Here is a 21,561-nt window from a genome sequence, read left to right on the forward strand (position 1 = left end):
CGGTACCAGTTTCGTACGCCGTATGGAAATGACTTGAATCACGGCACCGGCCTGCACGTCACGGGGTTGCGCCAGATTTCCATACGCCGTACGGTTCTAATTCCATACGACGTATGTTTCTGTCCGGCGCCATGGCATCGACCTGCGCAGCGCGCCCTTGCCCATCCCCTCCACGCAGAGGAGCCAGCCATGACCACGCACTCCGCGAACGACCTTCGCCCCATCCGGTCCCCGCGCGGGATCCCCCTGCTCGGCCACACACCGCAGATCCCCGACACCAACCCGGTGGAGTACTTCAACGAACTGTCCAAGCAGTTCCCCGAGGGCATCTACGGCATGGACATCGCCGGCATCGAGCAGGTCTTCGTCTACGACCCGGACCTGGTGGCCGAGGTGTGCGACGAGACGCGGTTCTTCAAGCAGATCGAGAAGACGCCGCTGAGCCACGTGCGGGACTTCACGGGGGCGGGCCTGTTCACGGCGCACCAGCACGAAGAGGAATGGGCCATGGCCCACCGGATCCTGCTGCCGGCCTTCAGCCAGCGGGCCATGAGGAACTACTTCGGGCAGATGCTGGAGATCGCCCAGAACCTGGTCGGCAAGTGGGAATGCCGGGAGGGCCGGCCGGTCAACATCACCGACGACTACACCCGGCTCACCCTCGACACCATCGCCCTGTCGGGGTTCGGCTACCGGTTCGACTCCTTCGCCGAGGAAGAACTGCACCCGTTCCTCAACGCGCTGCTGGGTGCGCTGGTGGAGTCGCTTCGGCGCTCGCAGGAGCTGCCGGTGATGACGAAGCTCCGCAAGGCGGACGACAGGAAGTACCGCGACAACATCCGGCTGATGCAGAACCTGGTCGAGACCGTGATCAAGGAGCGCCGCGAGGGGAAGGGCACCGGTGAGGAGGACCTGCTGGGCCTGATGCTGGAGGCCACCGACCCGGAGACCGGCATGCTGCTGGCGGACGACAACGTCCGCGACCAGGTGGTGACGTTCCTGATCGCCGGTCACGAGACCACCAGCGGCCTGCTGTCGTTCGCGACGTACTCGCTGATGCGCAACCCCCATGTGCTGGCCCAGGCGTACGCCGAGGTCGACCGGCTGATGCCCGGCGACACGATCCCGGACTACGACACGATCATGCAGCTGGACGTGATCCCGCGGATCCTGGAGGAGACCCTGCGCCTGTGGGCTCCCATCCCGATGATCTCCAAGGCGCCTCTCGACGACACCGTCATCGGCGACCGGTACGCGCTGCGGAAGGGCACCAGGGCCAACCTCCTCATGGGCGCTCTGCACTCCCACCCCAAGGCGTGGGAACGGCCGGAGGAGTTCGACATCGACCGGTGGCTGCCGGAGAACCGCGCCGCGCAGCACCCGCACGCCTACAAGCCGTTCGGCAACGGTGTGCGTGCCTGCATCGGCCGGCAGTTCGCGCTCACCGAGGCCCGCCTGGCGCTTGCGCTGGTGCTGCAGAAGTTCCGGTTCGCCGACACCGGCGACTACAAGATGGACGTACGGGAGGCGCTGACGCGCAAGCCCGGCAACTTCGAGCTGATCGTCCGCCGTCGTCAGGAGCACCAGCGGACCGTCTTCGGCGCCGCGGACCTGCAGACCGGCGACACGCGGGCGCAGACAGCGGTCAGCGGTGTCGGTGTGGACCTCACCGTCGCCTACGGCTCCAGCCTCGGCTCCTGCGAGGACCTGGCGCGCGCCCTCGCCGACCGCGGTGAGCGCTCCGGGTTCGGCACGACGCTGGTGAGCCTGGACGAGCTGGGCGACAACCTGCCCACCGAGGGCCTGCTCGTCGTCGTGGCCGCCAGCTACAACGGCAAGGCCCCGGACAACGCGCAGCGCTTCGACGACCTGCTGGCCGCCGGGCTGCCGGACGGTTCGCTGTCGAACGTGCGGTTCGCGCTGCTGGGCGCAGGCAACACCCAGTGGGTGGCCACCTACCAGGCCTTCCCCAAGCGGATCGAGGAAGGTCTGCTGGCCGCCGGCGCCACCCCCATCGTCGAGCGCGGCACCGCGGACGCCGCCGGTGACTTCGACGGCATGGCCACGCGGTGGACGGACAACCTGTGGGCCACTCTGGCCGAGGAGTACGCCGCCGACACCTCCCGGGCGAGCGGCCCGCGCTACCAGGTCCAGCTGCTCACCGAGTCCGACGTGCGCCCCGCCATCGTCTCCGAGCAGGCGTACCCGCTCACCGTGGTCGCCAACGAAGAGCTCGTGGCCGACGCGACCGGCCTGTGGGACTTCGCCATCGAGCCACCGCGCCCGTCCGCGAAGTCCGTCACCTTCGAGCTGCCCGACGGCGTCACCTACGACACCGGCAACCACCTGGCCGTCTTCGCCAGGAACGAGCCCGCCCTGGTGAACCGCGCGCTGAGGCGACTCGGCGTCGACCACGACCAGGTGCTCCGGCTCGACCAGCCCGCCGGCGGCCGCACCCACCTGCCGGTCGGCACCCCGGTCACCGCCGGCATCCTGCTCACCGACTTCCTGGAACTGCAGGACGTGGCGACCCGCTCCCAGATCCAGGCCCTGGCCGAGCACACCCAGTGCCCGTGGACCCGGCCGCAGCTCCAGGCGTACACCGCGGACACGCAGGAGGCCGAGGAGCGCTACAGCAAGGAGATCCTCGGCAAGCGGGTCTCGGTGCTGGGCCTGCTGGAGCGCTTCGAGGCGGTCGAGCTGCCGCTGGCGGACTTCCTGGAGATGACGGGCCCGATCCGCCCGCGTTTCTACTCCATCTCCTCCGCCCCGTCGGCCAACCCGCGCCATGTGCGCCTGACCGTCGGCCTGCTGGAGGGCCCGGCGCTGTCCGGTGACGGCCAGTACCGCGGCACCTGCTCCTCCTACATCGCGGCCCTGGAACCCGGAGACGTCGTGTACGGCTACGTCCGCGTCCCCTCCCCGACGTTCGCCCCGCCCGCCGACCCCGCCACGCCGCTGATCCTCATCGGCCCCGGCACCGGCATCGCGCCGCTGCGCGGCTTCCTGGAGGAGCGGGCCTGGCAGCACGGGCACGGCACGCAGGTCGGCCTGTCGCAGGTCTTCGTCGGCTGCCGCCACCCGGAGCACGACTACTTCTACCGCCAGGAGATGCAGGACTGGGAGCGGGCCGGGATCGCCCAGGTGCACACCGCCTTCTCCGCGGTGACCGGCCACCCGGCGCGCTTCGTGCAGAACGCGATCGCCCGGGCGGCGGACACGGTGTGGCAGGCCCTCGAGGACGGCGCGTACGTCTACGTCTGCGGCGACGGCCGCCGCATGGCACCCGCCGTCCGCGAGGCACTCGCCGCCATCCACCGCCAGAAGACCGGCAGCGACGACGAGGCCGCCCAGCGGTGGCTCGCCCAGCTGGAGGCGGACGAGCGCTACCAGCAGGACGTCTTCGCCTGACCGTCGCACGCCGCCGAGGCGTGTGCCCCCCAGCCGCCGGGAGGCGTGCGGCACCCCCGCTGCCGGCCGTACGCCTCCCGGCCACCACCAGCCATCCGGACACCACATGGCACCCGCCCCACAGCCGGCGGCCGGTGCCGCTCACCGAAAGCAGATCCTCATGGACACCATGCTCGCCGGACGCTTCCACCTGGACAGCAAGAAGTTCGCCGTGGAAGAGGTCCCCGTCCCGGTACCCGGCCCGGGCGAGGTCCTCATCGAGGTGAAGGCCGCGGGCGTCTGCCTGTCGGACGTCCACCTGATCGACGGCTCCCTCGTCCCCCTGTTCGCCGCCTCCGACACGGTCACCGTCGGCCACGAGGTCTCCGGTGTGGTCCACACGCTCGGCCCCGCCCTCAAGCGCGGCCTGCCCGTCGGCACCCGCGTCACCCTGGAGGCCGGCAAGACCTGCGGCAGGTGCGCCGGATGCGTGCGCCACCGTCCCTGCAGCCGGATGCTGACCGCCGGAATCGACTACGACGGCGGCTGGGCCGAGTACGTCGTCGCCCGCGAGGACACCCTCGTCCCCATCCCGGACAGCCTGCCCTTCGACCAGGCCGCGATCATCCCCGACGCGGTCTCCACCCCCTACGCCGCCGTCGTCGGCACCGCCGGTGTTCGTCCCGCCCAGTCCGTCGGTGTGTGGGGCGTGGGGGGAGTCGGCGCGCACAACGTGCGCCTCGCCCGGCTGGTCGGTGCCGCACCGATCATCGCCGTCGATCCGCTGCCGAGCGCCCGCGAGCGCGCCCTCGCCTTCGGCGCGGACTTCGCCCTGGACCCGGCCGCCCCCGACTTCGCCGACCAGGTCCGCGCGGCCACCGACGGTCGGGGGCTGGACTTCGCCTTCGACTGCGCCGGCGTGCCGGCCGTCCGTGAGCAGGCCGCCTCCGTGCTCGGTCCGGGCGGCTCCCTCATCCTGGTGGGAATCACGCCCAGGCCGCTCACCATCACCGAGGGCCTGACCTTCAACTACCTGCAGAAGCAGGTGCGCGGCCACTACGGCGGCTCTCCCGAGTCCGTCGCGGAGCTGGTGCGGCTGAGCGCGGCCGGCCGCCTCGACCTGGCCCCGTCCATCACGGACCACATCCCGCTCATCGACGCGGCCGACGCGGTCAGCCGTCTCGAGAACAAGATCGGCGACCCGATCCGCCTCATCCTCGTCCCCTGACGCCCGTCAGCAGGACCACGGACCACCCAGGGCGGGGGTGACCGGGCGCCGGTGCGTGAGGGTGCACCGGCGCCCACGGCTTTTCCGCAGCCCTGACTCGTGGAGACGGAACCATGCAGACGACCGATCCCCCGGGCCGCGCTCCGCGGCGCAGCGACGCCCGGTCGAACCGTCGGCGCATTCTCGCGGCCGCGCGGCAGAAACTGCGGGACGACCCCGACGCGAGTCTCGACAGCATCGCCCTGGCGGCCGGCATCGCACGACGTACCTTCTACGGACACTTCTCCAACCGGCGAGCACTGATCGCCGAGTTGACGCAGGAAGCAGCCCAGGCGCTGCAAGAGGCGTTCGCCGCGACCCGTGTCCCAGGTACTGATCCACTGGAGACGATGACGCGGATGGCCCTGGCGGCATGGGCGGTCGGCGACCAGTACCGCATGCTCATCTCACTGGGGCGACGCCACCTGGGAGAGGAGACGATCCGCGCCACCCTGGCACCGGCCCGCGCGGAGGCCGTCGCGGCCATTCGGCGGGGCCAGCACGAAGGCGTGTTCGCCGGCCATGTCCCCGCACCTGTCCTCACCCAGGCGCTGGAGGCGCTGATGCTGGCCCTCGCCGCGGAGAACACCGTCTCCACGTGGGCGGATCCCACGGGTGAGGCTGCGGCGACCGCGTTCCTCGTCGCCGCCGGCGTAGCACCACAGATCGCGTCGCGCCGGGTTCGAAGCGTGTTGCGTGAGCACGTTGTTGCCGTGCCGCGGTGACGACGTGACCGGAGCGCTGCCGGGGCCGTGGACCTGGGTCCGCGCTCAGACGATGTCGGGCAGCGGGCGCCGGGTGACCTCGTGCGCATCGTCCGGGGCAAGGCCCAGCATGCGCAGGACCATCGCGGCCAGGTCGGCGGCGGCCTCGTCGCCGTCGAGGTCGGGGCGGGCCAGCCGCAGCGCCACCAGGGACAGCAGGGTCCCGCCCAGAGCGGACAGCGCCGTGGTCGGGTCGGTGCCGGTGAAGCGGCCCGAGGCGATGCCGCGTTCCAGATCACGAAGCGCTCGCGGGGACAGGCCACGCTCGGAGTGGATGTGGGCCAGGCCGCGGTCGCGCAGGATCCGCATGAGCTCGGGGTGGGAGTCCGCCATCCGGGCGGCGAGCCGGAAACCCGCGGCGACGAGCTCGGCGGGGTCGTCGATGCCTTCCACCAGCTCGTCGATCACCTGGCCGAACTCCTCCAGGGCGTCTGTCACCGCGGCGTCGAACAGCTCCGCCTTGGACTCGAAGTGATTGTAGAACGAGCCGAAGCCGACGTCCGCGCGCTCGGCGATGGCCTGGATGCTGGCGCTGGTGTCCCCGGTCTCCGCGAGAATCTGCCGGGCCGCACGGACCAGCGCCTGACGGGTCTCGGCGCGGCGCCGTTCGAAGCGGTTCCTGGGCGGGGCTGACGTCGGCATACGACGAGTTTAACAACCGTGCCGATGACTGCCACATCACTGATGATTCCATCACTTCTTTGGTCCGCCTCTATTGACGATGAGAGTCGGCAAAGTTGATGATTTCCTCATTACGGCAATGTTGCTTGGAGGACACCATGTCCCACACCCCTGTTGACAGGGCCGATCTCCAGACGCCCCACCGAGATCTCCACAGCGAGCTGGGCGGCCTGCGAGGTGAGCACCCCGGACGCGCGCGGAACCCCGTCATCAAGGTGGCGGACCTGGCCTGGCTGGAGTTCGAGAAGCCGGACCTCGACCGGGCCGAGGTGTTCGCTCGCGACTTCGGATTCGCCGTCGCCGCCCGCACCGAGCGGGAACTGTGGCTGCGCGGCACGTTCGCCGGCGACCCCTGCATGGTCATCCGCCATGGGCCGGCGTCCCGCTTCCTCGGGCCGGCGTTCCGCGCGGCGGAGCGCGCCGATCTCGACCGGCTCGCCCGCGCGACGGGCAGCGACGTCCGGGACGCCGACGCACCCGGCGGCGGACAGGCGGTCACCCTGCTCGATCCCTCCGGCTTCCCGGTCCGGGTCGTGCACGGCGCCGAACAGCTGCCCGCCCTGCCGGGGCAGCAGCCGCTGATCCTCAACACCGGCACCGGGGGCCGCCGTACGAACACCGCCCAGCGCCCGCCCCGCGAGCCGTCCCGTATCCAGCGGCTCGGGCACGTGGTGCTGGAGACGCGCGTGTTCATGCGGGCCCTGGACTGGTACCTGGACACCCTCGGGATGATCGTGTCCGACTTCCTGTTCCTGGACGGGCAGCGCGGGCGCGGGCCGACCATGGCGTTCATCCGCTGCGACCAGGGCAGCAGGCCGGTGGACCACCACACCCTCGCCCTGCACCTGGGGCCCGGCACCGGGTACGTCCACTCCGCCTACCAGGTCACCGACCTCGACGCGATCGCCGCCGGCGGCGAGTACCTGGCCGAGCGCGGCTACCGGCGCAGCTGGGGAATCGGCCGGCACATCCAGGGCAGCCAGCTCTTCGACTACTGGCGCGACCCCGACCGCTTCATGCTGGAGCACTTCGCCGACGGCGACCTGTTCTCCTGCGACCTCGAACCCGGCTGGGCGCCGATGTCGGCGAGCGGCCTCGCGCAGTGGGGGCCGCCCGTCACCCGCGACTTCCTGGGCGCGAGCCCCTCCCCCGCCAAGCTCCGTGAGGTCCTGACCGCCCTTCGCGGCGACAACGAACTCGACCCCGCACGCCTGCTGGGCCTGATGAAAGCGATGAGCTCATGAGCACCAACGTTCTGCACACCCCCGAGGGCTGGTGGGCCGTCCGCGACGAGCGCGCCGTCCGCATCGAGACCAAGGCGGTCACCACCGCCGAACTGATCGCCGACCGCGACGCGGTCCGCGACGCCGCCGCCTGCGACGACAGCGGCACGCCCGTCGCCGACCTGGTGGCACTGCCCCCGGTCACCACCCCTTGCCGGGTGGTGGCACAGATGGTCAACTACCGCAGCCACGCCAAGGATTCGGGCTTCAGCGGCGACATCCCGCCGACCTTCTTCCGCAAGGCGTCGGGCTCGGTCAGCGGTCCGCACGAGCCGATCGTCCGCCCCGCGCACGTGAACTTCCTCGACTACGAGGTGGAACTCGGCCTCGTCATGGGTGCGCGGCTGCCGGTGGGCACCGTCGTCGAGGAGGCGGACCTGCCGTCATACGTCGCCGGGCTCGTCCTGACCAACGACGTCAGCGCCCGCGACGTACAGCTGACCAAGACCCAGTTCTACGAGAGCAAGTCCTACCCGACCTTCACCCCGACCGGTCCCCATCTGGCCCTGCTGGAGCCGGAGGACTTCACCCACCTGCCGAACCTGCGGCTTCGGCTGTCGGTCAACGGGGTGCCGCGCCAGGACCGCACCCTCGCCGACATGATCGTACGACCGGCGCAGGCACTCACCCTGCTCGCCCGCTTCCAGACCCTCGACCCGGGCGACCTGCTGCTCACCGGAACCCCCGGCGGCACCGCCCTGAAGGCCCCGCCCAAGCCCGTCGAGAAGATCGCCGCCCTGCTGCCGCCCGCACTGAAGTGGAAGGCGTTCTTCAGGGGCCAGGCCAAGAACCCCCGCTACCTGCGCCACGGTGACCTCGTCACCGCCACGATCGCCACCCCCGACGGGCGGATCGACCTGGGCGAGCAGCGCACGGCCGTGACGGACGCGAGGTGAGCGCCCCATCCCGGAGGCCTGTGGTCATCATCGGCGCGGGACCCGTGGGAGTCACGGCCGCGCTCCTGCTCGCCCGGTACGGCGTGCGCAGCCTGCTCCTCGAACGCCACAGGGAGGTCTACCCCCTGCCGCGTGCCGTCGTCGTGGACGACGAGATCCGGCGGATCCTGCAGAGCGTCGGGGTCCACGAGGAGTTCGCCGCCCTCGCCCGGCCGGCGCCCGGGTTGCGGCTGCTGGACGCCCGGCGGCGCGTGATCGCCGAGTTCCCGCGGTCCCTGCACGGACACCACGGCTTCCCGCAGACCAGCATGTTCGACCAGCCGGAACTCGAACGGCTGCTGCGCGAAGCCCTGGCCCGCCGCCCCGAGTGCGAGCTGTGGGGCGGAGTGGAGGTGGTGTCCGTCACCCAGGGCGGCGACGCGTCGCCCGCTGCCGCGGGCCCGGTGCGGGTGACCTTCCGCCGCGAGGGCGGCGACGAGGAGGAACATCTGTGGGCCGACGCGGTCCTCGGCTGCGACGGCGCCGGCAGCCTCACCCGCGACGCCATCGGCGCCGTATGGGAGGACCTGCACTTCGAGGAGAGCTGGCGGGTCGTCGACGTGCGCACCAGCCTCCAGGTGCGCACCTGGGAAGGCGCCGAGCAGATCTGCTCCCCCACCCGCCCGGCCACCTTCATGCGCGTCGGCGAGGACCGCTACCGCTGGGAGTTCCGGCAGGCCGGGGGCGAGTCCCTGGACGGCCCGGAAGCGCTGGAGCAACTGCGCGAGCTGGTCGCCCCCTGGGTCGACCTGCCCTCCGACGCCCAGGGGGGCGACGACTTCGAGGTGATCCGGCAGGCTCGGTACACCTTCCGGGCCCGCCTCGCCGACCGGTGGCGCCGGGGACGCGTCTTCCTGCTGGGCGACGCCGCACACCTCACGCCGCCCTTCATCGGGCAGGGCCTGTGCGCGGGCCTGCGCGACGCCCACAACCTCGCGTGGAAACTCGCCCGCGTCCTTCGGCAGGGTGCGGACGACCGGCTGCTGGACACCTACCAGCGGGAGCGCAAGCCGCACGCCCGTCACGTGATCCGTTTGGCGGTCGCCGTCGGCTGGGCCATGACCGGGGGACAGGACCGGGGCGCGGCCATCCGCCGGGCCGTGGTGGGCGCGGCCTGCCGCATCCCCGGCGTGACCGCGGCGGTGAGCCGCGACCTCAGTCCCGCGCTGACCGCGAACCCGCTGGTACGACGCCGCCCCCGGCTGACCGGCCGTTCACTGGCCGGCACCTTCTGCCCGCAGCCCTGGGTGCGGTACGACGGCAGGCGACAGCGCCTCGACGACATCCTCGGGCACTCCTTCGCGGTACTGACCGGCGTGCCGCCCACGGCTCGCATGACGGGCGTGGCCACGGCCCTGGGCGCCGCCGTGCTCCATGTCGACGACCTGGACGACGACGGCACCCTGGCCGCCTGGCTGGCACGCGGCCGGGCCGACGCCGCCCTGCTGCGCCCCGACCACGTCGTACTGGACACCGTCCCCGCCGGTACCGGCACCTTCACCGACGCCACCGCCTGGGCTCCCCTGCTGCACACGGCCCGCCGCCCCGCCGAGGCCCCGACCGCACCCTGACGAGGAACGCCACACCATGACCATCCCGCACGCCACGCCCATCCCGGCGCCCTTCCTTCCGCCCGACCCGCAAGCGGCCGCCGGCAGCCGCATCGCGGACTTCGCCCGCTGGGCCGCCCGGCACCAGGGGGCTGACACGATCCAGGACCCCACCGACTACCAGGCCCTGCACCGCTGGTCCGTCACGGACCTGGAAGGGTTCTGGGCCGCGGTGTGGGAGTACTTCGACATCGACGCCACCGCTCCGTACGAGCGAGTGCTGGCCGAGGAGACCATGCCCGGCGCCCGCTGGTTCCCCGGCGCCACCCTCAACTACGCCCACCACGCACTGCGCAGCCTGCACCCGGACGCACCCGCGATCACCGCGCTGGACGAGACCGGAGCCGGCTACGAGATCACGGGCCGGCAGCTGCGCGCCCAGGTCGCCTCGGTCGCGGCCACCCTGCGCGACCTGGGCGTCGGACCGGGCGACCGGGTGGTCGGCTACCTGCCCAACACCCCCCACGCCGTCATCGCCTTCCTCGCCACGGCCGGCCTGGGCGCCGTGTGGTCGGTGTGCGGCCAGGACTACGCACCCAGGGCCGCCGCCGACCGCTTCGCCCAGCTCGAACCCGTGGTGCTCATCACGGCGGACGGGTACCTCTTCAACGGCACCCGCCACGACCGCCGCACAGCCGCTCTCGAACTGGCCGACGCCCTCCCCACCCTGAAGGCCACGGTTCTCGTGGACCACCTGGGCCTTGCGTGGTCCGCGCCCCGGCCCGCGGGTCCGACGGTTGCCTGGGAGGAGGCGGCCGGCCGCACCGAGCACCTCGGGATCACGCCGGTGCCGTTCGACCACCCGCTGTGGATCGTGTTCTCCTCCGGCACCACCGGCCTGCCCAAAGGCATCGTCCACGGCCACGGCGGCGTCCTGCTCGAACACCTCAAGACACTCGGCCTGCACACGGACCTCGGCCCCGGCGACCGCCTGCTGTGGTACACCACCACGCACTGGATGATGTGGAACCTGGTCGTCTCCACCCTGCTGACCGGCGCCGCCACCTGCACCTACGACGGCAGCCCCGCGCCGGTCGCGCGCCCGGACGTCCTGTGGGAGCTGGCGGCCCGGCACAAGGTCACCGTCTTCGGCACCAGTCCCCAGTACCTGCTGGCCATGGCCAAGCTGGGCATCGAACCCGCCGGGCACGACCTCTCCGCCATCCGCGCCATCGGCTGCACCGGCTCCACCCTGCCCGCCTCCGCCTACCCGTGGGTCCGCGACCACGTCGGCGAGGACGTGCAGCTCGCTTCCACCAGCGGCGGGACCGACGTGGTCTCCGCCTTCGCCGGCAGTGCCCCCACCACCCCCGTCTGGGCAGGCGAGCTGTCCGCGCCCAACCTCGGGGTGGCACTGGCGGCGTACGACGGCGCGGGACGACCGGTCGTCGATCAGGTCGGCGAACTGGTCGTCACCCGCCCGATGCCCTCCATGCCGCTGCGTTTCTGGAACGACCCCGACGGCAGCCGTTACCGCGACGCCTACTTCACCGCCTACCCCGGCGCGTGGCGCCACGGCGACTGGATCACGATCACGGGTCACGGCTCGGTGATCGTCCATGGCCGCTCCGACGCCACCCTCAACCGCAACGGCGTACGCCTGGGCAGTGCCGACATCCACGACGTCGTCGAACGCCTCCCCGAGATCACCGAGGCCCTCGTCATCGGCGCGGAGGAGCCCGACGGCGGCTACTGGATGCCCCTGTTCGTCGTCCCCGCGCCCGGTGTCACGCTGGACGACGCCCTGCGCGAGAAGATCAGCGACGCGATCCGGACCGGCGCCTCTCCCCGCCACGTCCCCGACGAGATCCTCGCCGTACCTGCCATCCCGCACACCAGAACCGGCAAGAAGCTCGAGGTCCCGGTCAAGCGCCTGCTCCAGGGCGCGCCCGCCGAGCAGGTCCTCCATCCCTCGGCGGTCGACAACCCGGACCTCGTCGCCTACTTCGCCGGCTTGGGAGCCGAACGCCGCCAGGCCCGTCACCCGCACGCCGTCAAGACCGTCAAGACCGGCAAGACCGGCAAGGACGCCTCATGAGCCTCTCCCCCGCCCTTGCCTGTCCGGCCGCCCACGCACCCACCGGTGCCGGCTCATGAGCGGCGCTCCTGTGCGCGAGCCCATGCCGGGGCTGGCAGACTGAATCTGTGGATCCGTTGATGACTGCGGCCGATCAGGCCGCGTCCTCATCACTCACAGGCGCCGGCGTGGTGTCGGTCTGCGCATTGGTCTTCACTGTCGCGTCGTTCTGGTGGCTCAACGCCAGGCAAGGACGTCTGAAGACGTGGGAACCCCATGCCTTCGCAGCGATCATCCACTCTTCCACGGCCCGCCTGCGGCTCCCGCTCGTCCTGCACAACACCGGCCCCAAGCCGATAGTCGTACAGGACCTTCTCCTGACCTTCCCCGACGAACCCGCTTCTCACCTGCCGCTGCTGTGGGTGTGCTCACCGTCCCGCCTCCAGCCCGGACCGGACGAGGACGCGAAGCTGCCGGCCGGCTTCGTCGTGCCCGGCAGAGAGGCGCAACAACTCTTCATCGAGTTCGAGGCACCGTTTTCCGGTTTCATGCCGGAAGCGCGTGACTACCAGGTCCAGTTGCAGGCGAGGGTGGGCCACCGCAAGGGGTGGCGCCGCCTGCTGACGTTCACGCTGCGGGCCGCCAACATCACCGATCCGGATCGCTACACCGTCTACAACAACGCACCGATCGAGCTGACGAAGGAAGACCGGAAAAGGGCGGATGCCGCGCTCCTCGAACTGCTGGGAGGACAAGGGGACGACTCCGCCCCGGGCGACGGGAAACCGCGCTCTTCGAACGACGATGACGACGCCGGCACGAACCGCTGACGCAGCACCCGTGATCGGGCCTCGGCGGCATCGAGGCGAGGGCGCCGGAGCGCCGGGGCCCACGCCCGAGCGGCCGTCTCACCTCGCCTGTCTCCGTTGCGGCGGCAGGTGTCGGCGGCAGGTGTCAACGACGAAGGCCGCCAACGGAGTACCCCTCGTGTGTGGAGGGAAAGCAGGTGTGACAAGGCTTACTGCCGGCCCGCCACCGACGCGGCTGGTGGGCTCTCGCCCGACGGTGTGAGGATGTCGTCATGCATGCAGCCCCCGAGCAGAAGGTGCACCTCACCCGCCATGATCAGGTCTTCGTGATCACGGTGCGCGGTGAGACGGACCACGAGGACACAGAGGAGTTCGAGGCGGCCTGGGATGCGGCCGATCAAGCCGCACTGCCCACCACGGCGATCGACCTGTCCCAGGTCACCTTCGCCGACAGCATGCTCCTCAACGCTCTTCTGGACGCCAGGCGCCGACACGTGTCCGGCGGCCGGCAACTCGTTCTCCTCGGCCCCCTTCCCGCAACGGTCAGCCGGCTGCTGACCCTCAGCGGGGCGATCAGCCACTTCACGATCGCTGACACGGGCTCCTCCCTCACCGGCTGAGGCCGGCGTTCATGAAGGAGACGCCAGCGGGTAGGCGGTCTGACGCGCCGACCGCAGGAAGTAATGAAGAGGCACGGCACAACCACGGGATCACGGTTATGGTCACCCCGCTCAGCAAGGAGTCGTCGGACCGCCCGGTGCCCCCGGCGCCGTGGCGGTACAGCTCGGTCTGGGACCGCACCGAAGGCCTGATCGCAGATGCCCGGCACGCCGTGCGCACACTGCTGGCCCAGGCAGGGCACCGCCCCGACCAGCGGTCGAGCCAGGACGCCCAGCTCGTCGTCAGCGAGCTGGTCACCAACGCCGTCCGTCACGCACCCGGCCCGGGCGCTCTCCTGCTGGAGGTCACGCCCGACGGAGCCGAACTGCGGATAACAGTGCGCGACAGCTTCCCTGACCCGCCGCGTCTGCGGTCACCCGATCCCCGGCGCGTCGGCGGACACGGCCTCCGCTTGATCACACGGCTCTGCGACCGGCTGTACACCGTCTATCCGGGTACCGGCAAACAGGTCGTCGCGCACCTCCGCCTGTACCGGTCAGGGGACTGACCGCTCCCGGACCGCCTCAGCGTCCGGCACGAGAACGGCGATGACGCTCGTCGACCATGATCGTGCCGGTCAGGTGGCTCCCGCACCGGTGTAACCGTCGTCCTCCCGCTGCCCGTGCGGGTCCGCGCTGCTTGTCCGCGCGGTGAGGTGGTCCAGCACGTTGGTGAGGTGGAGCATGCGGTCCAGGAAGTCCGGCCGGCGGTCCAGGTGCAGAGTCGCGCCGACGGCGGCGGTCCGGCGGTGGATCATCAGCAGGGCGGACAGGCCCGTGGAGTCGATCCAGGTCAGGTCGCGGAAGTCCAGACGTACGTCGCTGAGCCCGACGGACTCGGCTGTGAGGTGCTGGGCGACCATGTCGACCAGGCCGTCGCTCGTGTCGTAGTCGAGCTCGCCGCCCACCCACACGGTCAGGGTGGTGGACTCGCGGAAGACGGTGACGGTGAATTCGGGGGAAGGCATATCGGTCATACGTGGATGTCGGGGTCGGGGTCGGGGACAGGACGGGTGGGGTCACCGCACAGGGCGGCTCTGCCCGAGCGGAGCAGGTCGACGGTGCGGGGGAACTCGCGCAGCTGGTCGGCAAGGGCCTCGAGGCCGGTCACCACGGAGTGGGCGGGCACGTGCCTGGCTTCGAGGACGTCGGCCGTCCAGCTGAGAAACTCGGTGAAGACGTCGGGGTCGTCGACGTAGAGGGCGGTGGCCAGGAAGTCGATGATGTGGGCGATGTCCTCGGCGGTGCGCTCGCGCTGCGCGTCGGTGTACGCGCCCATGGCCGGGAAGCGGCTTTCGAGGTCGGCCAGGGTCTGCTTGACGAGCCGCGGGCGGGACATGACGACCATCGTGTATTCCTGGTCGGCCAAGTGCGGCAGATCGTCCGCCACCTGACGGATCGTGGCCGGCCCGGGCCGCTCGAGGCGCGCTTGCAGCACGGCGGCCGCCCCGCGGGCGTCGGCCGCCCACTGGTCGGCGCCCAGGGCCCGGGCGTGGCGGCCGTCCCTGCCGAACGCGCGGCCGCCGGCGAGGACGGGGACGCCTATGGCCTGACAGGCGGTGATGGCAGCGTGGGCGGCCGGCAGGTGGGTGGGGATGGAGCCGGACAGCAGGACGGCATCGGGGTCGGTGCGGTGCAGGTGCGCCACCAGATGCGGCGTGGGGGTCTGGGCGCCGAGGTAGTCGACCTGCCAGCCGCGCAGGACGAGGACCTCGGTGACGAGCCGGGCGGGGAAGGCGTGCCATTCACCGTCGATGCAGCTGACCGTCACCCGGCCCTTGCGGGGAGTGCGGGGTTCGCGCGTCGGCCGACGGTGCGCGAGCGAGGCGACGATCCGCTCGTTGATGGCGGTGGCGGCGTGCTCCTGAGCCACGGTGATGCGGTCGGCAGCCCATTCGAGGCCGACCTTTTCCTGGACGGGCGCGATCACGTCCAGCAGCAGCCTCTCCTCGTCCACGCCGTCGGCCGCTGCCTGGTGGACGAGGCCGGCGGCTCTGTGTTCGTCGCCGTCGGCGACTGCCTGCCACAGCCGGTCCGACAGCTGTGCCGTCGCGTCCGAGGGGCTCACGTGTTCCTCCTGCTGCTGCGCGCGCCCGTTCCGTTGAGGACGGTCAAGGGACCTGTCCGGGGGACGCTGACGGCGACAGCGGCCATGTCGTCGTGACGGCCTCCGCCGATCCACTGGGAGGCCAGCATCTGCACCCGTTCCACCACCGCTTCCGCCGGCAGACCCGCGCATTCGGACAGCGCCCGCCGCAAGCGGTGCTCGCCGAAGAACTCGTCGCCCAGCGGGCCGCCGCGGGCTTCGGTGATGCCGTCGGTGTAGAGGAAGCAGGTCTCTCCCGGCGCCAGTGTCGTCTCCACCGTGTGGGCCGTGACCGCCGGCAGGGCACCGACCAGGCTGCCGTGCGTGGCTGCCTCTTCCACCGTGCCGTCGGCGCGAACGATCAGCGGGGGCAGATGTCCGGCGCTGGTCAGCCGGGCCACGGCGCGGGTGCCGCGGCGGCGGACGGAGGCGAGCACCAGGGTGGCGAAGCGGGTGTGGTGGGAGGTGAGCAGGGCGCCGTTGAGCAGGTTGAGCACCCGCTGGTGGTCGTCGGTGAGCGGGAGCAGCGCGTGCAGCGTGTTCCGGATCTTGCCGGTCAGCACCGCCGCGTCCAGCCCCTTGCCCGCGACGTCTCCGAGGACGACGAAGGTGTCCTGGGACGGGTCGGCGCCCGGGTGGACGTCGTAGAAGTCCCCGCCGACGCGCTCGTGGTCCTTCGCGGCACGGTAGCCGCCGGCGTAGTCCACCCCGTGCACGCTGCTCAGCCGAGGGGGCAGCAGTTCACGCATCAGGGTGGCGGTCACGGTGGCCTGTTCGCCGTAGAGGCGGGCGGCGGACAGGGCGGCGCCGGCGCGGGCGGCGAAGAGGCGCGCGAAGACCTCCTCCCCGTCGGTGAAGCACTGCTCGACGCTGGAGCGCAGCAGGACCAGGGCTCCGGCGGGCACCCCGTGGCCGGGGAGCGGAGCGACGATCACGGATCCCACGGGTCCGGCGAACCCGTCCGGGACGACCCAGTCGGGCAGGTCGGCGGGGTCTATCCAGCGGGCCGGTACGGGCGGGAAGCCCTGGAGCGCCTCGGCCAGCCCCGGCACACCGGCGACATCGACCTGCCGCGTGACCTGGCCGGCGGTGCCGCCCCGGTTGGCGTAGGTCAACGGATACCGGCGCCCCTGCGGCGGAGCGACGAGGACGGCGGCGTCGGCGAGGTGTTCCGCGGCCAGGGACGCGGCCACCTCCATGCAGCGGGACACGTTCAGGGTGGACAGCAGTGTGCTGGAGACGTCCGAGAGGATCTCCGTCCGCGTCCGCGCGTCGCTCAGCGCGGTCTCGGCGAGGCGTCGGTCGGTGTCGTCGACCAGCCACCACACCACCTGTCCGGCGCCGGCAGCGGTGGGATGCGCTTCGTAGTGGCGCCCCTTGATCGGTCCGCTCAGCGGACCGGCGGAGCTGTCGCGCGGTGCGCCGCTGATGCGCTGGTGAGCGCCGGCGAGCCAGGCCGGGACGTGCTCGCGCAACCGGTCGCCGCTCGCCGCTCCGGGGAGAAGTGCCCGGGCCGACGCATTGATCTCGACGATGCCGCCGTGCCTGTCGACGACAAGAACGGGGTACGGGGCCTCAGTCCACGTCGCACCGACCAGGTGGCCGGCGTCGGGCGGACGGGCGGAGATACCGGGGGAAGCAGTCACAAACGGAGGCACGCACGGCGCGTACCTCACCACCTTCCTGTCCTGGGAAACAGATGTCTTCCGGCAACAGTCCCGTATCGGGCCCGAGGTTGCAAGCAGGCCAGGCGGCAGCGGCGTTCGCCCGGCGTCGGGACCACTAACCTGGTGAACGGGGCCACGAAACGTCGCTGACGGGTTCGGCGGCCGACATTCCACCGAGGGAACCGGAGGTGACGGCGGTGCTGCGTGTTACCGAGCGGGCCGGAGACCGAGTCGTCGCAGAGCTGCCCGAAGACGTGGATCTCCACAGCACGCCCGGCCTGCGGGCGTTGGGCGACCGCATGATCGACGAAGGCTGCCGGCACCTGACACTTGACTGCTCCCGCACCCTCTACCTGGACTCCACCGGCATCAGCGCGATCGTCGCCTGGTACCAGCGCCTGGACGCCGTCGGCGGCTCACTGGCGCTGTCGGAGGTCAACGAGCACCTGTACTCCCTGCTGACCCGTCTGGGACTGCACACCGCCATCACCATCACTCCTGGCACGGCCGCCAGCGACAAGCAGGGGTCCTGAAGGCTTCCGGCGCACCGGATGCCGGGCCTCGCGGGGCGGGCCGTCGCCGCACACATGCCGCACGACAGAGCGGGTAGCGGGTCCTGGGGCCCACCCAGCACCCGGGGTCGAGCAGCAGAAGGTGAGGGTCCGCCCATGGACGGCACGGACGGTCGCACGGCCCGCTGGTGGGCAGCACTGCGCCGGACACCCGTGGCCGTCTGGAACGACGACGTCATGGACTGGGCCGCCGCCCTGACGTACTACGCGGTCCTGGCGCTGTTCCCGGTTCTGCTGGTGATCCTCTCGATCGTGGGTCTGACCGTTCCCACGGCCAAGCCGGAGGTCATCGACCGGATGTCGCAGGCCGCGCCGGTGGCCTCCCGTGCTCTGCTGCGCAGCTCCCTGCGGCAGATGGCCGGACAGTCGTCGGCGGCATGGACGCTGATCTTCCTCGGCGGGACCGGAGCGCTGTGGTCGGGATCCAGCTATCTGGCCGTCTTCCGCCGGGCGCTGCACGCCATGCACCGGGTCAGTGCGAACCGGCCGGTCTGGCGGACCGCTCCGCGCATCGTCGCCACGGCACTCGTTCTGATCGGCCTGCTCCTCACGTCCGTCCTCGCGCTGTTCCTCACCGGCGCTCTGACCCGCCGCCTGAGCAGGGCGCTGCACCTGGGTACCGGTCCGCAGGCCGCCTGGGACGCTCTGAGGTGGCCCGTCATGGCCGCGGTCGCCGTCGTCCTGGTGCTGGTCCTGTATCGCTCGGGCCCCGAGCCCTCCCGCCCGGTCGGGAAGATGGCGCCCGGCGGGACGTTGGCGGTGGTCCTCCTGCTGGCCGTCTCGCTCGCATTCGCCGTCTACACCTCTCATGTCGGTACGTATCACCGTCTGTACGGGTCGCTGGCCGGCGTCGTCGTCTTCCTGATCTGGCTGTGGCTGTCCAACCTGGCCCTTCTGATCGGCGCTCAGTTCAACGCGGAACTGGCGAAACGAAGTACCGGCCCCGCTTGTCCGGAGTGAGGCCGCCGGGTCCCCGGTCCGCGCGGTCGGCCATGGGCCGGGGCACGGCTACGACCAGGTACGCCCGACGCCGGCGGTACGGCCGGACGCCCCCGTCTTCCAGTCCAGGCGGAGCACGGCGAGGTCGTCGGTGTGGCGGTCCGCGTTGAGCGCCCGGGTGCGGGCGACGAGTTCGTCGAGGTGGGTACCGGGATCGGGCGCGCGCAGGGTGTCGATGATGCGCACCAGGCCGTCCACGCCGAGCCTGGCGCCGGTGGCGTCGGCGAAGCCCTCGATGAGGCCGTCGGTGTAGGCGATGAGCGCGCCCTCGGCGGGCAGGGCCAGTGTGGTGGCGGGCCAGTGGCCCAGTCCGGGTGCGATACCGAGTGCGATGCCGTGGGCGGCGCTGACCTGGCGGGTGCCGTCGGGGGCGGTCATGAGGGGTTCGTGATGCCCGGCCAGGTGCAGGGTGAGCGTGGCGGCCGCCGGGTCCAGGGTGATCAGGGCGCAGGTGGTGAACAGGTCACTGCCCGCGCGCTCGGCGATGTGTATCTGTTCCAGCAGGTGGAGCAGTTCCTGGTCGCGGTGGCCGCCGAGGGTGAGTGCGCGCCAGGCGATGCGGAGGCAGACGCCGAGGGCGGCGGCATCGGGGCCGTGGCCGCTGACGTCGCCGACGACGGCGTGAACCTGGCCGTCGTCGGTCTGGACGACGTCGAGGAAGTCGCCCCCCAGCAACGCCTGGGCCCGCCCGGGGTAGTAGCGGCTGGAGACGGTGACAGCGCCGGTGGACAGCAGTGGTTCGGGCAGCAGCCCGCGTTCCAGGCGTGCGTTCTCCTCCGCGCGCAGGCGGCCGATCTGCAGGGCGGCGTTGGCGCGTTCGGCCTGCTTGCGCTGGACGGCGTAGCGGACGGCCCGCTGCATCAGTTCCGCGTCGACCTTGCCCTTGACCAGGTAGTCCTGGGCGCCGGCGGCCAGGGCGTCGACGCCCGTGCGGGCCTCGTCCAGTCCGGTCAGCACGATGATGGCGGCGTGTGTGTCCGACTGGATCGCGTGCACCGTCTCCACCCCCGCGGCGTCCGGCAGGTGGAGATCGAGCAGGACGCAGTCCACGGGCCCCGATTCCAGCGCCCGGCGCGCGTCGGCGGCCGTGCGGCACCGTGTCACGGAGTGCGGCAGGTCGGTGTCGTGGAGGAGTTCCTCGACCAGGAGGGCGTCCCCGTCGTCGTCCTCCACCAGAAGCAGGGCGTACTGCTCGTCGTGGCCTGCGGCTGGAGCGGTCACGGCTGCGTCTCTCTGTCCGGGGCCGCCGTGGCGGCCGCGAGGGCGGGGAGGGTGAGGACGACGCGGGTGCCGAGCCGGTAGTCCGGGTCGATCCTGATCGTGCCGCCGTGGAATTCCACGATCTTCTTGCACATCGCGAGGCCGATTCCGGTACCCGGGTAGGCGTCCTTGGTGTGCAGCCGCTGGAAGAGGACGAAGACCTTCTCCCGGAACTCCGGCGCGATGCCGATGCCGTTGTCGGTCACCGTGAACTCCCACACCCCCTCGTCGCACACGGCGCCGACGTGGATCCGCGGCGGCCGGTCGGGACTGCGGAACTTGACCGCGTTGGACAGCAGGTTCTGCCACAGCATGCCCAGCTGGGTCCGGTCGCCGACGACGGTGGGCAGGGGGTCGTGGGTGACGGCCGCACCGGTCTCCTCGACGCTCACGCTGAGGTCGTCCAGCGCCCTGGCGAACACGTCGTCCAGGTCCACGGTCTGCTGCTCGTTGTGCACGCGGCCGACCCGGGAGAAGGCAAGCAGGTCGTTGATGAGGATCTGCATGCGGTTGGCACCGTCGACGGCGAAGGCGATGTACTGGTCGGCCTTCGCGTCCAGCTGTCCGCCGTAGCGCCGTTGCAGCAGCTGGGTGAAGCTGGACACCTTGCGCAGGGGCTCCTGCAGGTCGTGGGAGGCGACGTAGGCGAACTGCTCCAGCTCGGTGTTCGACCGCTTCAGGTCCTCGGCCTGCTCGTCCAGCAGCCTGCGGGCCCCTTCGCTGAAGCGCAGCTCCTCCACCAGCCGCAGGCGCATGGAGTCCACGTCGGCAGCCAGTCGGCGCAGGTCGGCGGGGCCGGTACCGACAAGGGAACGGTCGAAACGGCCCTGCGCGACATCGCGCGCGGCCGAGCCCAGCCGGCCGAGCGGGCCGGTGACGCCCCGGCGCAGGGCCTCGAAGACGAGCACCGCGACCAGGACGATGACCACGCCGATGACGGAGAACACCCAGTTCCGCAGGTTCACCGCCTCCCGCAGCTCACGCGTCGCCGCAACCCGATCGTCCTGGAGGCGAGCCTGCTGGCGTGCCATCGCCCGCCGCAGTGCGTCGAAGTCCGCCTTGCCCTCGTCGGCCCGCGCTTCGGCGATCTTCGCGGCCTGCGCGGGGGGAGCCGCCGCGACGGGCCTGCCTATGCGTTTCTGCCAGGCGTCGGCGTCTCTCTCGACCTCGGCCAGGTCGGCGAGCGCCTGAGTGTCGCCGCTGAGCACGGGCCGCAGGAGCTTGAGTGCCGTCTGTTCGTCGGCCACGCCCTGGGTGTAGGGCTGAAGGAAGTCCCGCCGGCCTGACACGCCGTAGCCGCGGATGCCGGTCTCCTGGTTGACCAGAGCCGATTCGAGACGGATGGAGGCGACCAGTGCCGGGGTGCGCCGGTCGACCAGCGAAGCCGTGATCTGCGACGTGCGCCACATGGCCCAGCCGCCCAGGGACCCCAGCACCGCCAGGACGACGAGCGCGCCGGTCACCCCCACGCGCAGCCAGCGGCGGGTCGTCCAACCGGCGAACGCGCCCGGGGAATCCGACGGCTTGCTTCTCATCGTTGTGGCTTCTCTCCTTCGACCGGC

Annotated in this window: 18 protein-coding genes; 12 read left to right on the forward strand and 6 right to left on the reverse strand. The window is 71.4% G+C overall.

Annotated elements, in window-relative coordinates; genetic code table 11:
* Positions 1-189: 189 nt before the first annotated feature.
* From ACFY0K_RS39805 to ACFY0K_RS39815, 3 genes are all read left to right on the forward strand, one after another.
* A complete protein-coding gene (locus tag ACFY0K_RS39805) occupies positions 190-3,411 on the forward strand; it encodes a bifunctional cytochrome P450/NADPH--P450 reductase (RefSeq protein WP_390643963.1) in 3,222 nt (1,073 codons plus the stop codon).
* A gap of 160 nt (positions 3,412-3,571) precedes the next feature.
* On the forward strand, positions 3,572-4,618 hold the full coding sequence (locus ACFY0K_RS39810; protein WP_390643964.1) for a zinc-binding dehydrogenase: 1,047 nt from the start codon (positions 3,572-3,574) through the stop codon (positions 4,616-4,618).
* 113 nt (positions 4,619-4,731) lie between these two features.
* Positions 4,732-5,382, forward strand: a complete 651-nt coding sequence (locus ACFY0K_RS39815; protein WP_390643965.1) for a TetR/AcrR family transcriptional regulator — start codon at positions 4,732-4,734, stop codon at positions 5,380-5,382.
* A 45-nt stretch (positions 5,383-5,427) separates the two neighbouring features.
* Here the strand turns inward: ACFY0K_RS39815 and ACFY0K_RS39820 are convergent, their stop codons facing one another.
* A complete protein-coding gene (locus ACFY0K_RS39820; protein WP_351960134.1) occupies positions 5,428-6,063 on the reverse strand; it encodes a TetR family transcriptional regulator in 636 nt (211 codons plus the stop codon).
* A 137-nt stretch (positions 6,064-6,200) separates the two neighbouring features.
* Between ACFY0K_RS39820 and ACFY0K_RS39825 the strand changes: the two genes are divergently transcribed.
* The 7 genes from ACFY0K_RS39825 (at position 6,201) to ACFY0K_RS39855 (ending at position 13,924) form a co-directional block, all read left to right on the forward strand.
* Positions 6,201-7,346 (forward strand): VOC family protein, encoded by a 1,146-nt coding sequence (locus tag ACFY0K_RS39825; RefSeq protein ID WP_390643966.1) that lies wholly within the window; start codon positions 6,201-6,203, stop codon positions 7,344-7,346.
* The gene (locus ACFY0K_RS39830; protein WP_390643967.1) at positions 7,343-8,281 is read left to right on the forward strand and encodes a fumarylacetoacetate hydrolase family protein; all 939 of its coding nucleotides are present in this window, start codon (positions 7,343-7,345) and stop codon (positions 8,279-8,281) included. Before ACFY0K_RS39825 ends, ACFY0K_RS39830 begins: the two co-directional genes overlap by 4 nt.
* Positions 8,278-9,891 (forward strand): bifunctional 3-(3-hydroxy-phenyl)propionate/3-hydroxycinnamic acid hydroxylase, encoded by a 1,614-nt coding sequence (locus tag ACFY0K_RS39835; protein ID WP_390643968.1) that lies wholly within the window; start codon positions 8,278-8,280, stop codon positions 9,889-9,891. The genes ACFY0K_RS39830 and ACFY0K_RS39835 overlap by 4 nt, the downstream gene beginning before the upstream one ends.
* A gap of 16 nt (positions 9,892-9,907) precedes the next feature.
* Positions 9,908-11,968: an acetoacetate--CoA ligase gene (locus tag ACFY0K_RS39840; RefSeq protein ID WP_390643969.1), complete on the forward strand. Its 2,061-nt coding sequence runs from the start codon at positions 9,908-9,910 to the stop codon at positions 11,966-11,968.
* 107 nt (positions 11,969-12,075) lie between these two features.
* Positions 12,076-12,777 (forward strand): hypothetical protein, encoded by a 702-nt coding sequence (locus ACFY0K_RS39845; RefSeq protein WP_390643970.1) that lies wholly within the window; start codon positions 12,076-12,078, stop codon positions 12,775-12,777.
* Between the two features lie 251 nt (positions 12,778-13,028).
* A complete protein-coding gene (locus ACFY0K_RS39850) occupies positions 13,029-13,376 on the forward strand; it encodes an STAS domain-containing protein (protein ID WP_390643971.1) in 348 nt (115 codons plus the stop codon).
* A 98-nt stretch (positions 13,377-13,474) separates the two neighbouring features.
* On the forward strand, positions 13,475-13,924 hold the full coding sequence (locus ACFY0K_RS39855) for an ATP-binding protein (RefSeq protein WP_390643972.1): 450 nt from the start codon (positions 13,475-13,477) through the stop codon (positions 13,922-13,924).
* A 69-nt stretch (positions 13,925-13,993) separates the two neighbouring features.
* Here ACFY0K_RS39855 and ACFY0K_RS39860 read toward each other — a convergent pair whose 3' ends face one another.
* The 3 genes from ACFY0K_RS39860 to ACFY0K_RS39870 are packed head-to-tail and all read right to left on the reverse strand — an operon-like array spanning position 13,994 to position 17,147.
* The gene (locus ACFY0K_RS39860; RefSeq protein ID WP_390643973.1) at positions 13,994-14,392 is read right to left on the reverse strand and encodes an STAS domain-containing protein; all 399 of its coding nucleotides are present in this window, start codon (positions 14,390-14,392) and stop codon (positions 13,994-13,996) included.
* The gene (locus tag ACFY0K_RS39865) at positions 14,389-15,483 is read right to left on the reverse strand and encodes a B12-binding domain-containing protein (protein WP_390643974.1); all 1,095 of its coding nucleotides are present in this window, start codon (positions 15,481-15,483) and stop codon (positions 14,389-14,391) included. The genes ACFY0K_RS39860 and ACFY0K_RS39865 overlap by 4 nt, the downstream gene beginning before the upstream one ends.
* Positions 15,480-17,147, reverse strand: a complete 1,668-nt coding sequence (locus ACFY0K_RS39870) for a PP2C family protein-serine/threonine phosphatase (RefSeq protein WP_390643975.1) — start codon at positions 17,145-17,147, stop codon at positions 15,480-15,482. The genes ACFY0K_RS39865 and ACFY0K_RS39870 overlap by 4 nt, the downstream gene beginning before the upstream one ends.
* Before the next feature lie 218 nt (positions 17,148-17,365).
* On the opposite strand from ACFY0K_RS39870, the gene ACFY0K_RS39875 reads away from it, so the two are divergent.
* Positions 17,366-17,701: an STAS domain-containing protein gene (locus ACFY0K_RS39875; protein WP_390643976.1), complete on the forward strand. Its 336-nt coding sequence runs from the start codon at positions 17,366-17,368 to the stop codon at positions 17,699-17,701.
* Between the two features lie 135 nt (positions 17,702-17,836).
* On the forward strand, positions 17,837-18,700 hold the full coding sequence (locus ACFY0K_RS39880; protein WP_390643977.1) for a YihY/virulence factor BrkB family protein: 864 nt from the start codon (positions 17,837-17,839) through the stop codon (positions 18,698-18,700).
* A gap of 48 nt (positions 18,701-18,748) precedes the next feature.
* Here ACFY0K_RS39880 and ACFY0K_RS39885 read toward each other — a convergent pair whose 3' ends face one another.
* The gene (locus ACFY0K_RS39885; RefSeq protein ID WP_390643978.1) at positions 18,749-19,960 is read right to left on the reverse strand and encodes a PP2C family protein-serine/threonine phosphatase; all 1,212 of its coding nucleotides are present in this window, start codon (positions 19,958-19,960) and stop codon (positions 18,749-18,751) included.
* Positions 19,957-21,534, reverse strand: a complete 1,578-nt coding sequence (locus ACFY0K_RS39890) for an ATP-binding protein (RefSeq protein ID WP_390643979.1) — start codon at positions 21,532-21,534, stop codon at positions 19,957-19,959. The genes ACFY0K_RS39885 and ACFY0K_RS39890 overlap by 4 nt, the downstream gene beginning before the upstream one ends.
* Between the last annotated feature and the right edge of the window lie 27 nt (positions 21,535-21,561).

Origin of the sequence: Streptomyces sp. NPDC001507 (assembly GCF_042894765.1) — a bacterium.
In the GTDB taxonomy this organism is placed as follows: Bacteria; Actinomycetota; Actinomycetes; order Streptomycetales; family Streptomycetaceae; genus Streptomyces.